The sequence below is a fragment of the Salsipaludibacter albus genome, assembly GCF_019798055.1.
GTDB classification, from domain to species: domain Bacteria; phylum Actinomycetota; class Nitriliruptoria; order Nitriliruptorales; family Nitriliruptoraceae; genus Salsipaludibacter; species Salsipaludibacter albus.
In genome coordinates, this window is the sequence record NZ_JAHOPH010000002.1 from 140,076 (window position 1) to 154,126 (window position 14,051).

Below are 14,051 nucleotides of genomic sequence, written 5' to 3' on the forward strand. Positions count from 1 at the left end.
AGGCCCGACTCCACGTGACCCGTTTGAGGATCGGCGCCGCGGGAACGCTGGCGGCGACTCGCACCAACCGTCGACCGACCGCCCCGTGCCTCGCCCTCCCGAGCCAGCCGTGCCGCTTCCCGCGCGTCCCGCCGACCTCACGCTCGACCTGCCTGCCGAGCCCGAACGGGCCGCCCTGGCCGGACGTGCGGCGGCCGTGGCCGTCACCAACACGAGCGATCCGCACGTCCATGACGACGTCCGCCTCACGGTCGAGGAGTTCGCCCACGTGCTGGCAGTCGTCGCCGCGCCGCTCGCGCGCCTGCGCCTGCGCGTGTGGGTGGACGCCACGACCGTGGTCGTCGAGGGCCGAGTGGCGGTGGCCCGGCCCGGATCCGCGCCGTCCCTGTCCGCGTTGTCATCCATCCTCCTGGACACCTTGACTCGGGCTCACGTGCTGGAGACGGAAGGCGACGAACTGGTCTTCCGGTTGTCGACCCTGGCGGCGGGCACGGGCCCGCCTGGTGCCCCCGGATCGTCGCCCGTCACCGGTCCCGACTGACGTCCGACCGCCGGTCCGCGGAGCGGCCGGACGGGCCGGGGTCGGGTGGCCGCGTCAGGCGCCGCCGCGGCGGCCGTCGAGGAGCGCGAGGGCGCCCGCCGCGGCCAGCCCGTAGACCAGGTGGGCGGTGGCGTCCTGCGCCAGGGTCTCGCGGTCGTACTCCCAGATCGGGTCGTAGAGTCCGAGCGCCCCCAGGACCGCGTAGCTGGCGGCGAACGAGCCCAGTCCGATCACGGTGCCGCGTCCCGGGACCGAGCGGGGGCCGGGCGCTGCTGCGCCGAGCAGGCCGTACCCGACCGCCGTCGCCCAGTGCACCGCGTTGCTCGCGAGATCCGCCCGCTCGTCCGGCACCTGGGTCCCGACTGACTCGGCCACCATCGCCGCCAGCTGCGCCGGTGGGCCCGCCTCGTCGACGTCGTCGGGGTCGCCGCCGAACTCGAACTCCCGGAAGCTCGACGTCCCGCCATCGGCGCGGTGGCGGGCATACCACAGCATGTCCATCGCCAGGCCCCCGAGCAGCCCTGCGGTAATGCCGTCGATGATCCGTGTCCCTGCCATCGGTTCTCCCGTTCGTGTGGCTCGAGGTTCAGTCGGACGGCCACGCACGCAGGTTGCGGGTGGCGGCCAGGAAGTCCTCGACGTCGCCGGGGCCGAGCGGCATCAGCGCGTCATGGTCTTCCACGGCCACGCCTGCGGCGCCCAGGAGCGCGGTGGCGTCCGGCCCGACCCCGACGTACTTGTGGTGGGCGACGGCGTCCGCGACGAACTGGCGCGCGGGGGGCTGGTCGGCCAGGGCGGCCGCGCCGTCACCCGAGGGCAGCAGCGCGACCGCGTCGAACAACACCGAGGGCCCGCCCTGCACGGCCTCGTCCACGTCGACCTCGTCGCCGTCGCTGTCGGTCACCCCCTGCACCGACGGCGCGACGACCATGACCGTCGCGCCCTCGTCGGTGAACGCGCTCCGGAGAGCGTGCAGGAGGTCGTGGTCGACCCCGTCGGTGACCAGGATCCCCAGGCGCCGACCCGCGAACGAGTCAGGCCCGTTCGCCAGGATGCTCAACGCCGGGGACGCGGCGAGGTCGTCACGCGGGGCGCGTGCGGCGTCCGCCGGGTCCGGGAGCGCAGACATGCCGAGCCCGTCGGCGACGCCCGTCGCGAGGTCCTCGTGGACGTGGCGAAGGTGCGAGACCATCCGCTCGCGGATGCGGGCCTCGTCACACTTGCCGAGTTCGAACGTGAACGCCCCCACGATGTGGTCCTGCTCCACCGCGGTCTGGCTGATCCAGAACTGCCTCGCCTGGCTGTAGTGGTCCGCGAAGGTCTCCGAACGCTGGCGCACCTTCGGGCCCTCGACGTGCTCGGGATAGGAGGTGAAGCCACGCTCGGGGTCCTCGCGCGGCCCCGCTTCCTCGCCCTCCCAGGAGTTGGGTTCGTAGTTGGCCCGACCCGTCGGGTTGCGCATCGCCATGTGGCCGTCCTGCTGGAACAGGTGCACCGGGCACTTGGGGGCGTTGACGGGGATGTGGGTGAAGTTCGGTCCCCCGAGCCGCTTCAGCTGGGTGTCGAGGTAGGAGAAGTTGCGTCCCTGCAGCAACGGGTCGTCGGTGAAGTCGATGCCATCGACGACGTTGCCGGTGTGGAAGGCCACCTGCTCGGTCTCGGCGAAGAAGTTGTCGACCACCCGGTCCAGGACGAGCCGACCGACGCGCCGCACCGGGACGTCCTCCTCGGGGACCAGTTTGGTGGCGTCGAGGACGTCGAACGGGAACTGCTCTGCGAAGTCCTCGTCGAAGACCTGCAGCCCGAGCTCCCACGACGGCGGGTCGCCCTCCCGGATGGCGTCCCACAGGTCCCGGCGGTGGAAGTCCGGGTCGGCACCGTTGATCTTGAGTGCTTCTTCCCACAGCACCGACTGCAGGCCGGCCAGCGGCTTCCAGTGGAACTTCACGAAGCTGGAGGCGCCGTCGTGGTCGACCAGCCGGAACGTGTGGACCCCGAAGCCCTCCATGAAGCGGAACGACCGAGGGATCGCCCGATCGGACATGATCCACAACAGCATGTGGACCGTCTCGGGGGTCAGCGACACGAAGTCCCAGAAGTTGTCATGGGCCGACTGTGCCTGGGGGAAGCCGCGATCCGGTTCGGGCTTGACCGCGTGGATCACGTCCGGGAACTTGATGGCGTCCTGGATGAAGAACACCGGGATGTTGTTGCCCACGAGGTCCCAGTTTCCCTCCTTGGTGTAGAACTTCGTGGCGAACCCGCGCACGTCGCGCGCCAGGTCCATCGAGCCCTTGTTGCCCGCGACCGTCGAGAACCGGACGAAGACCTCGGTGCGCTCCCCGGGGCGCTGGAACAGGTCGGCGCGGGTCAGGTCCGACAGGGACTCGTAGGTCTCGAAGTGCCCGTGCGCGCCGAACCCGCGGGCGTGCACGACCCGCTCCGGGATGCGCTCGTGGTCGAAGTGGAAGATCTTCTCGCGGAAGTGCTGGTCCTCGATCGCGGTCGGACCCCGCGCCCCCACCGTCAGCGAGTTCTGGTCGTCCGCGACGGGCGTGCCCTGCTGGGTCGTCAGCACGGGTCGGCCGTCGCCCGCGACCTGGTGGGGCTCACCGCCGGTGCCGGCGTGGTCTGGTTGCTCCTGGGTCATCGTGGCTCCGACGTTCGTGGTGGGGTCGCCGGGGCGACCGGCCGACCCGGCGTTCCCACTGGCGCGTCCGGTCAAACCCGGCGCCGCCGTCGCCACCACCATGCAGCGACCGGGGTCACCGCGACGGTGGCCAGCCCCGCCGCGGCCACCCGTCGGAGGGTCCGACGCTGGGCGCGGAACCCGCCGTCGACCCGGTTGTGCTCCGGCATCGGTGCGAACACGTTGCCGGTGCTTTCGGGCGCATCCTCGGATCGCAGCGCGAGCCGTTCCATGGCGATCGGCGCGGCCCACTCGTACAGGGCCGGCGCGAGTCGCTCGCCCACCATGAGCACCCTGCCCAACAGCCCCACGACCCGTTCCCGGCGCGGGCGTCGTGCCTGGCGCAGGATCGTTCGCACGACGCGTTCGGGTGCCATCGTCGCGGGCAGGGCGGTCACCTCGCGGCCGGTGTGGTTGGCGGCGTGCCGGTAGATGGGCGTGTCCACGGCCTCGGGGAGCACCTGGCACACGTGCACGTCGGCCAGGTGCCTGATCTCCTGGCGCAGGCTCCGCGTGAGCCCCACGATGGCGAACTTGCTGCTGACGTACGGGCTGACGAAGGGCGAGGTGATGCGGCCGTAGACCGAGCCGACGTTGACCACGACGCCGTGACCACGCTCGCGGAAGTGCGCCAGGGCGACCCGGCAACCGTGCAGGTAGCCGAACAGGTTCGTTTCGACGACGCGACGCCACGTCTCCGTCGGCACGTCCTCGACGGCGCCGTAGGCCATCACCGCCGCGGCGTTGACCCACAGGTCGTAGCCGCCGAACTCGTCCTGGGCGCGGGCGCCGAGCGCCTCGACGTCCGGTTCGGACGTGACGTCGGTGGGGACCGCGAGTGCGGCGACCCCCCGACGGCGGCAGTCGGCGACCACCTCGTCGAGTGCCTCGGCGTCGCGCGCCGCCACCACGACGGCGGTTCCGTGGTCGGCCAGGGCAAGGGCCGTCGCGCGGCCCAGTCCGCTGCTCGCACCGGTCACGACCGCGGTCGCGCCGTCCAGGTCGAGGCCGCTCACGGGTGCAGCACGACCTTCGTGGCTCCCTCGTCCTTGTCCTGGAAGATCTCGTAGCCGCGGGGCGCCTCGTCCAGCGGCAGGTGGTGCGAGGCCATGTCGGCGGTGCCGAGGTGGTCCTCGTCGTCCCGCAGCACCTCGAGGATGTCGGGGACCCAGCGCTTGACGTGGGCCTGGCCCATGCGCATCTGCACCCCCTTGTCGAACAGCTCCATCATGGGCAGGGGATCGGCGGCACCGCCGTACACCCCGATGATCGACAGGGTCCCACCACGTCGGACCGTGTGGATCGCGTCGGTCAGCGCGGCCAGCCGGTCGACGCCGACCTGCTCGGTGGCGGCCTCGGCGGCCGAGTCGGGCAGCAGCCCGGTGGCCTTCTGGGCCGCCTGGGCGAACGGCGACCCGTGCGCCTCCATGCCGACGGCGTCGATCACCCCGTCCGGGCCGCGCCCGCCCGTGCGGTCCCGCACCACCGACGCGATGTCGTCGTGCTCGGTGGTGTCGAGCACGTCGATGCCGTGCCGGCGGGCCATCTCGAGGCGCTCGGGCACGAGGTCGATCCCGATCACGTTCTCGATGCCGTGGTGGCGGGCGATGCGGGTGCAGAACTGGCCCACGGGGCCCAGGCCGAACACGGCCACCGAGCCGCCCTTGGGCACGTCGGCGAACTGGAACGCCTGCCAGGCGGTCGGCAGGATGTCGGACAGGTACAGCCAGCGGTCGTCGTCGTGCTGCTCGGGCACCTTGACCGGCCCGAAGTGCGCCATCGGGACCCGCAGGTACTCGGCCTGTCCGCCGGGCACCGACCCGTACAGCTTCGTGTACCCGAACAGGCGTGCGCCCTTGTCCTCGGCGTGGGTCTGGGTGGTCTCGCACTGGGCGTACAGGCCCCGCTCGCACATCCAGCACTCACCGCACGAGATGTTGAATGGGATGACGACCCGGTCACCGGGCTGGACGTGCTCCGCCGCCCGGTCGCCGACCTCCTCCACGATGCCCATGGGCTCGTGGCCGAGGACGTCGCCCTCCTCCAGGAAGGGCCCCAGCACCTCGTACAGGTGGAGGTCGGACCCACAGATGGCGGTGGAGGTGATCCGGACGATCGCGTCGGTCGGTTCCTGGATCGTCGGATCGGGCACATCCTCGACGCGGACGTCACGGGTGCCGTGCCAGGTCAGGGCCTTCATGGGTGCTCCTCGTGGTCGGGTCGTTCACAGGTCGGGTGGACGGTCGGACTGCGGCCAGCGACCGTCCACCCGTCCACGGGCTTCCCGTTCGCCCGCTCTGCGAAACGCGGCCGCGTTTGTCCCGGCGGCACGGGGGGAAGCACCAGGCCGTCGCCCCGCATCGGTCGGGGACGAGTCCACGTGCTGCCCACGAGAGGATCCACGGTGACTGCTGCCATCCAGCGATCGACCCCGCCACGACACGGTGGCATCGACGCCCTGCCGAGACTCCTGGCCGAGGGCTACGAGTTCGTGACGCGCGGCTGTCGTGCGACGGGGTCGCGCGTCTTCGCCACCCGGCTCGGCGGGATCCCGGTGGTGTGCATGCAGGGCGTGGAGGCGGCCCGGCTTTTCTACGACGAGGAACGCTTCCGTCGTGCCGGCGCCGTGCCGCGCCCGGTGCGGTCGGTCCTGTTCGGCATTGGCGGGGTGCAGGGACTCGACGACGCGGAGCACCGGCACCGTCGCCAGATGCTGCGGCGACACCTCACGCCAGCGGCCCTCGACGCCCTGCGCGACGACGTCGTCGGAGCGCTGCGCCAGCGACTGGACCGGGCCACGGGACCCGTCGACCTGCACCGGGAGGCCGGACTGGCGCTGACGGTCGCCGTGCACGACTTCTGTGGCGTGCCGCTGCCCGAGCCAGACGTCGGACAACGGTTCCGCGACATGCAGGTCATGGTCACCGGGGCCGCGGCACTGGGACCCGGACGAGTCCGTGCAATGGTGGCGCGGCGGCGAGTGGAGATGCTGCTGTCCGACTTGGTCGAGCGCACTCGGGCACAGGATGGCGACCGTCTTGACGACCCGCTCACGACCGTCAGCCTCCACCGTGACCTCGACGGCCGGCTCCTCCCGCCCGACGTCGCGGCCGTCGAGCTGCTCAACCTCATGCGGCCGACGGTGGCCGTGAACTGGTACGTCGGCCTGCTGGCCGTGGCACTGGCACGTCACCCGCACGTGCTCGACCAGCTCCGTGGCGACCCCGCCTGGCGCCTCCCCGTGGTGCAGGAGGTCCGTCGCCACCTGCCGTTCTTCCCCTTCGTGGCCGCCCGGACCCGGATGGAGGTCCCGTTCGGGGACACCACGGTGCCGGACGACACCCGCGTCCTGCTCGACCTGTACGGGACCAACCACGACCCGGACGCCTGGGACGACCCCGCGCGCTTCGAGCCGGCCCGCTTCGTCGATCGTCCCGTCGGGGCGAACGAGCTCGTGCCGCAGGGTGGGGGTGACGACGTCGCCGGTCACCGCTGCGTCGGCGAGCAGCTGACGATCAGGCTGCTGGAGGGTGCGGCCGGCCTGCTCGCCGACGACTTCACCTGGCGCCCCGACTTCGCGCCGGTGCTGCCGCGCGGCCACCTGCCGACCCTTCCCCCGGGCGGGGTCGTGCTCACCGACGTCCGCGCCCGGACCCCCTGACCCGAGCCCATCGGCTCACACGAAGTCGCGTGGGATCCGGGTGTCCCAGGTGCGACAGTGCACCCGGCGGTCGTCCTCCCAGGCGTCCAGGTCGGCCTGGACCCGGAAGCTCGTGGCGTCCGAGGTCATGACGGTCCGGGTGACCGTCCGCACCCGCCATCCGGGTCGCGTGAGCTCACGCTCGGATCGGGTCTCACCACGGACCGACAGGACGTCGTTGCCACGGTGGCTGTACCACTCGCGAGTCTCGCCGCGCATCGTCAGGCCGTGGTCGTCGATCCGGGTGGTGCCCCGGTCGTCGACCACGGTGAGCGTCGAGACGTCGGTCGCGAGGTTGCGAGACACGAGCCACTCGCGTTCCTCCGGGGCCAGCACGGTGGTGTCCAGTGGTGGCGCGCCCTCGGGCTCGCCGAGGTCGCGCAGCGCCACGTCGTCGTCACGCGGCGGTCGCTCGGGCAGGACGAGGTGGCTGCCCGACGTGTGGACGGTGAGGCGCACCGGGGCTGGCGGCGTCCACGCCAGGGGCCAGTAGGAGGTCGACACGGCCACCCGCAGCCGGTGGCCCGCCGGGAACCGTTGGGCGATCTCGTTGAGGCGGACGTCGACCGTGACGACACGTCCCGGCTCGAGGTGCTGCGGATGTCGACCACCGTCGCGATGCGTGAGGTTGAGCAGGCCGTAGGTCACCCGCGTGGCTGCACCGTCCGGTGCCACGTCCGACAGCCGCACCGCCACCATCGCGGTCGGCTGGTCGGCGGCCAGTCGCAGCCGGACCGTCGGCGCGCCCAGGACCTCGACGGGTTCGGCCAGGGGGTCGCTGTCGAACACGAGCGCACCACCGTCCTCCTGGCGCTGGTCGTGGGCCAGGTCCGGCGCGGCGCCGTAGCTGCACCACTTGCCGGCGAACGACCCGACGCCCAGGGGTGACTGGATCGTCAGCGCGACGTCGTCCTCCTCGACCCGGTCCCGGGGTTCGAGCCGGCCGTTGCCCAGCGGTCGTCGGACCATCGTGATCCGGTCCGAGGGCCAGGAAGGCTCGGCGACCCACCGGCCGGGGCGGTGTCGGTAGCTCGCGGTCGGCGGGACGCTGTCCTGCATCCACGCGCGCAGCATGGGCTCGTCGTCGACGCCGTTGTCGATGCCCTTGAGCCACCGGTCCCACCAGCGCACGCACTCCTGCAGGAACCCGATGGCCGGTCCGGGGATGCCCATGTGGGGGTACCGGTGGCTCCATGGCCCGACCAGCCCGCGGCGGGGGACGTCGAGGTTGGCCAGCATCCGGAACACGGCGTTGGAGTAGCCATCGGCCCAGCCGCTGACCAGCATCACCGGGCACTGCACGCTGGCGTAGTCGTCGCTGATCGATCCGTGGCGCCAGTAGGCGTCGCGCCGCTGGTGGCGCAGCCAGGTCGCGAGCCATGGCTCGTTGGCCTCGAGCCGTTCGAGCCACGTGTCCCGCCAGGAGTCGCCCACCACGCGGGGGTCGGGCGGCAGGCTGTTGTAGGCGAACATGACCGACGCCCAGCTGAGGTTGTCGCCCAGGAGGCAGCCACCCATGTGGTGCACGTCGTCGGCGTAGCGGTCGTCGGTCGAGGCGACGGACACCACGGCCCGGAGGTGGTCGGGCTGGTGGGCGGCGATCTGCAGGCCGTTGAACCCGCCCCACGAGATCCCGATCATGCCGATCCGGCCGTCACACCACGGCTGTGCGGCCATCCATGCCAGGACGTCGAGGCCGTCGAGCTGTTCCTGTGGCAGGTACTCGTCGCGCAGCACGCCCTCGGAGTCCCCGCTGCCCCGCATGTCGACGCGCACGCTGGCGTAGCCATGGCCGGCGAAGTACGGGTGGTTGCGGGCGTCCCGGGCGGCGGTGAAGTCGCCCCGCCGGTAGGGGATGTACTCGAGGATGGCCGGGACGGGTTCGTGCCCGGCGCCCTCGGGCAGCCACACCGTGGCGGCCAGGCGGGTCCCGTCGGTCATGGGGATCCAGCAGGGGTCGAGGGTCCGGACGGCGTGTGGGAGGTCGGCGACGTGCATCCGTGGCTTCCTCTCGCGGGTGTCGGGCGGCGGTGTCGCCTGGCGCCCGGGGGCACGACCCCGGGGGCGGTCACGACTCGTGGGAGATCGGCGCCAGCTCGATCGGGACCTGCTCGCGGCAGCGCTCGAAGCGCTCGCGGACCTGCTCCGGGTCGTCGCCACCGAGGAACAGGTCGGCCATCCGGTAACTGTAGGAGTCCTGCATCGGCAGGTCCGACAGTGCCATCCCGGGCTCGACGTGGACGTGCAGGCGCAGTTCCGGGAACTGTTCCTGCACGCGGGAGAGTTCGTCCGGGGTGGGCGAATGGACGACCCGGGCGTCGCCACCGTGGTGGCGCAGCATGAACTTGCTGGCGAAGGGGAACTCGCCCTCGCCGGACGGGAAGTCGGGGTCCTGACCCAGGGCGAGGCGGACGGCGACCTGGTGGTGGGACGCCCCGTCGACGAGCAGGAACAGGGGCGAGTGGGACTTCGAGATCCGCGGGTTGACCTCGAGCACGTGCAACGCGTCGGTGTCGGGGTCGTGGAAGAACTCGATGTTGAAGGGCGCGCGGTCGTAGCCCAGCGCCGCCATGGTGCGGTCGGCGATCGCGTGCATCCTGCGGGTCGTGGCCTCGTCCAGGGCGGACGGGTAGCCGTACTCGACGAGCGAGGAACCGTGGGCGCCGGCACGACCGGTGTCGATCGTGCCGTAGATCGTCGTGGTCCCGCGCCACCGGTACCCCTCCAGTGTGCACTGTCGCGGGGCGGAGATGACGGCCTCCGCGAGGCAGTGGTGGCCGCCGACGTCCGCCACCTCGGCCGGCAGGTCCGCGTGCTCGAGCACCACGTCGAACGGTCGCGCGACCTCGTGGATCCCGTCTCGCAGCCGCTCGACGGCGTCGGCGAAGTCGCGGTCGTCGGCGACGTGGAACCCGAGGTACGACGAGTGCGACTTGATCGGCTTCACCCAGAACGGGTAGTCCAGGTCGACCTGGTCACGGGCGTCGTGGTCGAACGGGTCGAAGACGGTGAAGTCGGGGACGTGCTCCGGGACCACCCGGGCCTGTTCCAGCCTGCTCCAGTACTTGTGCTCGCACTTCAGCACGGCCTCCAGGGAGGGCCCGGGGAGGTCGCAGTGATCGCGCAGGATCGGCAGGATGGTGCTGGTCGGGAAGTCCCAGTGCCCGATGATGCCGTCCACCGGCTCGTCGAACCGGTCGAGCACGTCGTGGGCGCGATCGAGTAGTCCGGCCATGGGCCCACCGGTCCAGTTCGCGATCTCGTCGGCGTCGAACAGGGCGTGGAACGCGATCTCGTCGGCGCCGCGCATGGTCGCCAGCAGGTCGCGATGGAAGCCGTCGAGCCCGACGACGAAGACGTTGCGGGGACGCTCGGGCAACTCCGGGGACGCCCGACGTCCTCGACCGGGCGGGGGGTCTGGCCACGGGCGGGTCGATGACGGGCCCACGGCCATCAGGCGGGCTGACTCGACAGGACGAGCTGGGCCGTGACCGTGCGGGCGGTCTGGGTCACGGCCCAGTCCTGGGCCACGGCCGACACCACCGTGTCGGCGACGTCGGACACGCGGGAGGCGTCCGAGGACCCGTCGTGGGCCACCGAGACCTCGATGTTCACCTGCGAGGGGTCCCGTCGCACCTGCACCCCGAGGCGCGCGCCGTCGGCCGCGTGGTCGACCAGCACGCCGGTCAACTCCTCCACGACCAGCCGGAGGTCGTGGAGGCGGGCGGCGTCGTCGATCGTCGGGGTCGCGGCCGCCGCACACCGGGTCCCGACGACCTCGGGCGCTGCCCTGTCTGCGGGGACGTGCAGGTGCAGCACCTCGCCCGACCCCCCGGTCCACCCCACCTCGGACTGCTGGTGTGCCACGGAGATGTCGGGTTGCGGGTGTCCCACGGACATTCGTCCTCCCACGACGGCGGCTCCGCACGGGGATACCCCGTCCCGCCGGCGCACAAACGTGGCGGGAGGATGTCTGGCCCGGAGGAGGATGTTTGGCCACGGAACGGAGTGGGAAGGTCCACGGGGGTCGCTGAAGTCGCCACAGGAGTCGTCGTGCCCGCGTCGCCGTTCCGGCCGTTGTCCGAGGATGCTGCCGCACCCGAACAGGAGCCGGTGGCCGTCAGGGTGGACGGCCACACGCTGTACCTGCCGATGGGCCAGCCACTCGCGACCGCCCTGGCCGCCACCGACCACGCCGTGCCCGCCGTGTGCCTCGAGCCGTCCCTCGGGCCGATCGAGACGTGTGACACGTGCCTGGTGGAGCGCGACGGCCGCCTCGAGCGCAGCTGTGCCGTCCCGGTCGAGGCGGGCCTGGAGGTGCAGGTCGACACGGCGCGGGCCCGGGCCGCGCGCGAGGAGGCCGGCCAGCGGCTGATCCGCACCCACGAGCTGTACTGCACGATCTGCGACAACAACAACGGGGACTGCGTGCTCAAGCACGGCGTCGAGGGCGCCGGGGTCCGCCGGCAGCGCGACGAGTACGAAGCGACGCCGTACGCCGTGGACGACAGCAACCCCTTCTACCAGTACGACCCGGACCAGTGCATCCTGTGTGGCCGGTGCGTGGAGGCCTGCCAGAACGTCCAGGTGACCGAGACCCTGTCGATCGACTGGGAGGCCGACGAGCCCCGCGTGCTGTGGGACGGCGGCGCCCCGATCGGCGAGTCGTCGTGCGTGTCGTGCGGCCACTGCGTGACGGTGTGCCCGTGCAACGCGCTGATGGAGAAGAGCATGGTCGGCCGGGCCGGGCTGTTCACCGGGCTCCCGCAGTCGTTCCGCGAACCCGCCATCGACCTGGTCAAGGCGGCCGAGTCCGAGACGGGGCTGCTGCCGCTGTTCGAGCTGTCCCGGGCGGAGGCGTCCGCCCGCATGGCCGACACGGAGGTCACCAAGACCGTGTGCACCTACTGCGGCGTCGGGTGCTCCTTCGACGTCTACACCCGTGGCCGGGAGATCCTCAAGGTCGAGCCACGTGAGGAGGGGCCCGCCAACGCCATCTCCACCTGCGTCAAGGGGAAGTTCGGGTGGGACTTCGTCAACGCCGACGACCGGTTGACGACCCCGCTCATCCGGGACGGCGAGCGGTTCCGCGAGGCGTCGTGGGAGGAGGCGCTGGACCTGGTGGCGCGTCGGCTCGGCGAGATCGTCGACCAGCACGGCCCGGACGCGACCGCGGTGATCGGGTCGTCCAAGGCCACCAACGAGGAGTCCTACCTCGCGCAGAAGCTCGCCCGCCAGGTGCTGGGCACGCACAACGTCGACAACTGCTCCCGCTACTGCCAGGCCCCGGCGACCATGGGGCTGTGGCGCACCGTCGGCTACGGCGGCGACTCCGGCTCGATCAGTGACATGGAACGGGCCACGCTGGTCATGACGGTGGGCAGCAACACCTCTGACAGCCATCCGGTCATCGCGGCTCGCCTGCGCCGGGCGCAGAAGCGCAACGGCCAGACGTTGGTCGTGGCCGACCTGCGCGAGCACGAGCTCGCCCAGCGGGCCGACGTGTTCCTGCGCCCCGAGCCCGGCACCGACCTCGTGTGGCTGTCGGCCATGGCCCGCGTGATCCTGGACGAGGACCTCGCCGACGACACCTTCCTGGCCGAGCGGGTCGACGGGCTGGACGACTACCGCGCCTCGCTCGAGCCGTTCACCCCCGAGTACGCCGAGCGACGCACCGGCATCGACGCCGACACCATCCGCTCCACCGCCCGGCTGTTCGCGGCGGCCGAGCGCGCCTGCATCCTGTGGGCGATGGGCGTCACCCAGCACCACATGGGGTCGGACACCTCGACCGCGATGGCCAACCTCCTCCTGCTGACCGGCAACTTCGGACGCCCCGGCACCGGCGCCTACCCGCTGCGCGGGCACAACAACGTCCAGGGCTGCAGCGACTTCGGCAGCATCAACAGCTTCTACCCCGGCTACCAGGACGTCGACGACGAGCAGGTCGCGGCGAAGTTCGCCGATGCGTGGGATCGCGACGACCTGGCGCGGCAGAAGGGGCTGGACAACCACGGCATGGTCGAGGCGATCCACGACGGCGACCTGCACGCGCTCTACGTCATCGGCGAGGAGATCGCGCTGGTCGACGCCAACGCGCACTACGTGCAGGAGGCGCTGGAGAAGGTCGACTTCCTGGTCGTCCACGAGCTGTTCTTCTCGACCACGGCCGAGTACGCCGACGTCGTGCTGCCCGCCGCCGCGTCCCTGGAGAAGGACGGGACGTTCACCAACACCGAGCGGCGGATCCAGCGGCTGTACGAGGTGATGCCCCCCGTCGGCGACGCCCGGCCGGACTGGTTGATCCTGACCGAACTCGCCGACCGGATGGGCCGCCACTGGGGCTACACCCACCCGTCGCAGGTGATGGACGAGATTGCCGAGCTGACCCCGATGTTCGCGGGGGTCTCCTACGACCGCCTCACCGGCTACGACTCCCTGCAGTGGCCGGTCGACGCCGACGGGACCGACCAGCCGTTGCTGTACACCGACGCCTTCACCCTGGACGGGACCGACCGGGCCCGCCTGTACCCGCTGGACTTCCGTGAGCCGTCCGACCAGCCCGACGACCAGCACGCCCTGCACTGCAACAACGGTCGGGTCCTCGAGCACTTCCACGAGGGCAACCTGACGATGCGCTCGGCCGGGCTGGCCGACCGCGTGCCCGACACCTACGTCGAGATGAGCCGGCGCACCGCGGAGGACCACGGTGGCCTCAGGTCCGGCGACTGGGTGACCCTGTCCAACGAGCGCGGCGAGATCACCACCCGCGTGCTGCTGTCGGAACAGGTGGCCGACGGCCAGCTGTACGTGCCGGTGACGTCGAACGATGCCCGGGTCAACGACATGACGTCCAACGTGGTCGACCCGGACTCGCAGACGCCTGCCTACAAGGAGCTGGCGGTGGCGATCCGCCGCGCCGACCACGAGGTCTCACATCCCGCCCCTGGCCGGCACGGGGCCGACCGTGAGCGCCGGGGTGGCCCGCCCGAGGACCCCACCGGCAGCCCGCTGCCGCGTGGCCACCATCGCTACGGCAGTCCCACCCCGCAGGACGGCGTGGAGGTCCGGCGCAAGTGGGCACGCGACGACTACACGTTCCCCGGACGCTGAGAGGCCCC

Annotated in this window: 10 protein-coding genes; 3 read left to right on the top strand and 7 right to left on the bottom strand. The window is 71.6% G+C overall.

Going from position 1 to position 14,051, the window contains the following annotated elements; genetic code table 11:
• Positions 1–109: 109 nt before the first annotated feature.
• The gene (locus tag KR546_RS02445; protein WP_238443115.1) at positions 110–541 is read left to right on the top strand and encodes a hypothetical protein; all 432 of its coding nucleotides are present in this window, start codon (positions 110–112) and stop codon (positions 539–541) included.
• A 54-nt stretch (positions 542–595) separates the two neighbouring features.
• Here KR546_RS02445 and KR546_RS02450 read toward each other — a convergent pair whose 3' ends face one another.
• The 4 genes from KR546_RS02450 to KR546_RS02465 form a co-directional block, all read right to left on the bottom strand.
• Entirely contained in the window at positions 596–1,099 is a 504-nt protein-coding gene (locus KR546_RS02450) for a hypothetical protein (RefSeq protein ID WP_238443116.1), read from the bottom strand.
• Between the two features lie 28 nt (positions 1,100–1,127).
• Positions 1,128–3,191: a catalase gene (locus KR546_RS02455; RefSeq protein ID WP_238443117.1), complete on the bottom strand. Its 2,064-nt coding sequence runs from the start codon at positions 3,189–3,191 to the stop codon at positions 1,128–1,130.
• A 71-nt stretch (positions 3,192–3,262) separates the two neighbouring features.
• Positions 3,263–4,246, bottom strand: a complete 984-nt coding sequence (locus KR546_RS02460) for an SDR family NAD(P)-dependent oxidoreductase (protein ID WP_238443118.1) — start codon at positions 4,244–4,246, stop codon at positions 3,263–3,265.
• On the bottom strand, positions 4,243–5,430 hold the full coding sequence (locus KR546_RS02465) for a zinc-dependent alcohol dehydrogenase (protein WP_238443119.1): 1,188 nt from the start codon (positions 5,428–5,430) through the stop codon (positions 4,243–4,245). The genes KR546_RS02460 and KR546_RS02465 overlap by 4 nt, the downstream gene beginning before the upstream one ends.
• A gap of 204 nt (positions 5,431–5,634) precedes the next feature.
• Between KR546_RS02465 and KR546_RS19540 the strand changes: the two genes are divergently transcribed.
• Positions 5,635–6,891, top strand: a complete 1,257-nt coding sequence (locus tag KR546_RS19540) for a cytochrome P450 (RefSeq protein ID WP_238443120.1) — start codon at positions 5,635–5,637, stop codon at positions 6,889–6,891.
• Between the two features lie 15 nt (positions 6,892–6,906).
• Here the strand turns inward: KR546_RS19540 and KR546_RS02475 are convergent, their stop codons facing one another.
• The 3 genes from KR546_RS02475 to KR546_RS02485 all read right to left on the bottom strand — a co-directional run bounded on the left by KR546_RS02475 (position 6,907) and on the right by KR546_RS02485 (position 10,824).
• Positions 6,907–8,928: a CocE/NonD family hydrolase gene (locus tag KR546_RS02475; RefSeq protein ID WP_238443121.1), complete on the bottom strand. Its 2,022-nt coding sequence runs from the start codon at positions 8,926–8,928 to the stop codon at positions 6,907–6,909.
• A 70-nt stretch (positions 8,929–8,998) separates the two neighbouring features.
• Positions 8,999–10,309, bottom strand: a complete 1,311-nt coding sequence (locus KR546_RS02480; RefSeq protein ID WP_238443122.1) for an ATP-grasp domain-containing protein — start codon at positions 10,307–10,309, stop codon at positions 8,999–9,001.
• Between the two features lie 74 nt (positions 10,310–10,383).
• Complete coding sequence (locus KR546_RS02485) at positions 10,384–10,824, bottom strand: hypothetical protein (protein ID WP_238443123.1); 441 nt, start codon at positions 10,822–10,824, stop codon at positions 10,384–10,386.
• Between the two features lie 159 nt (positions 10,825–10,983).
• Between KR546_RS02485 and fdhF the strand changes: the two genes are divergently transcribed.
• Entirely contained in the window at positions 10,984–14,043 is a 3,060-nt protein-coding gene (fdhF, locus tag KR546_RS02490) for a formate dehydrogenase subunit alpha (RefSeq protein ID WP_238443124.1), read from the top strand.
• Positions 14,044–14,051 lie beyond the last annotated feature (8 nt).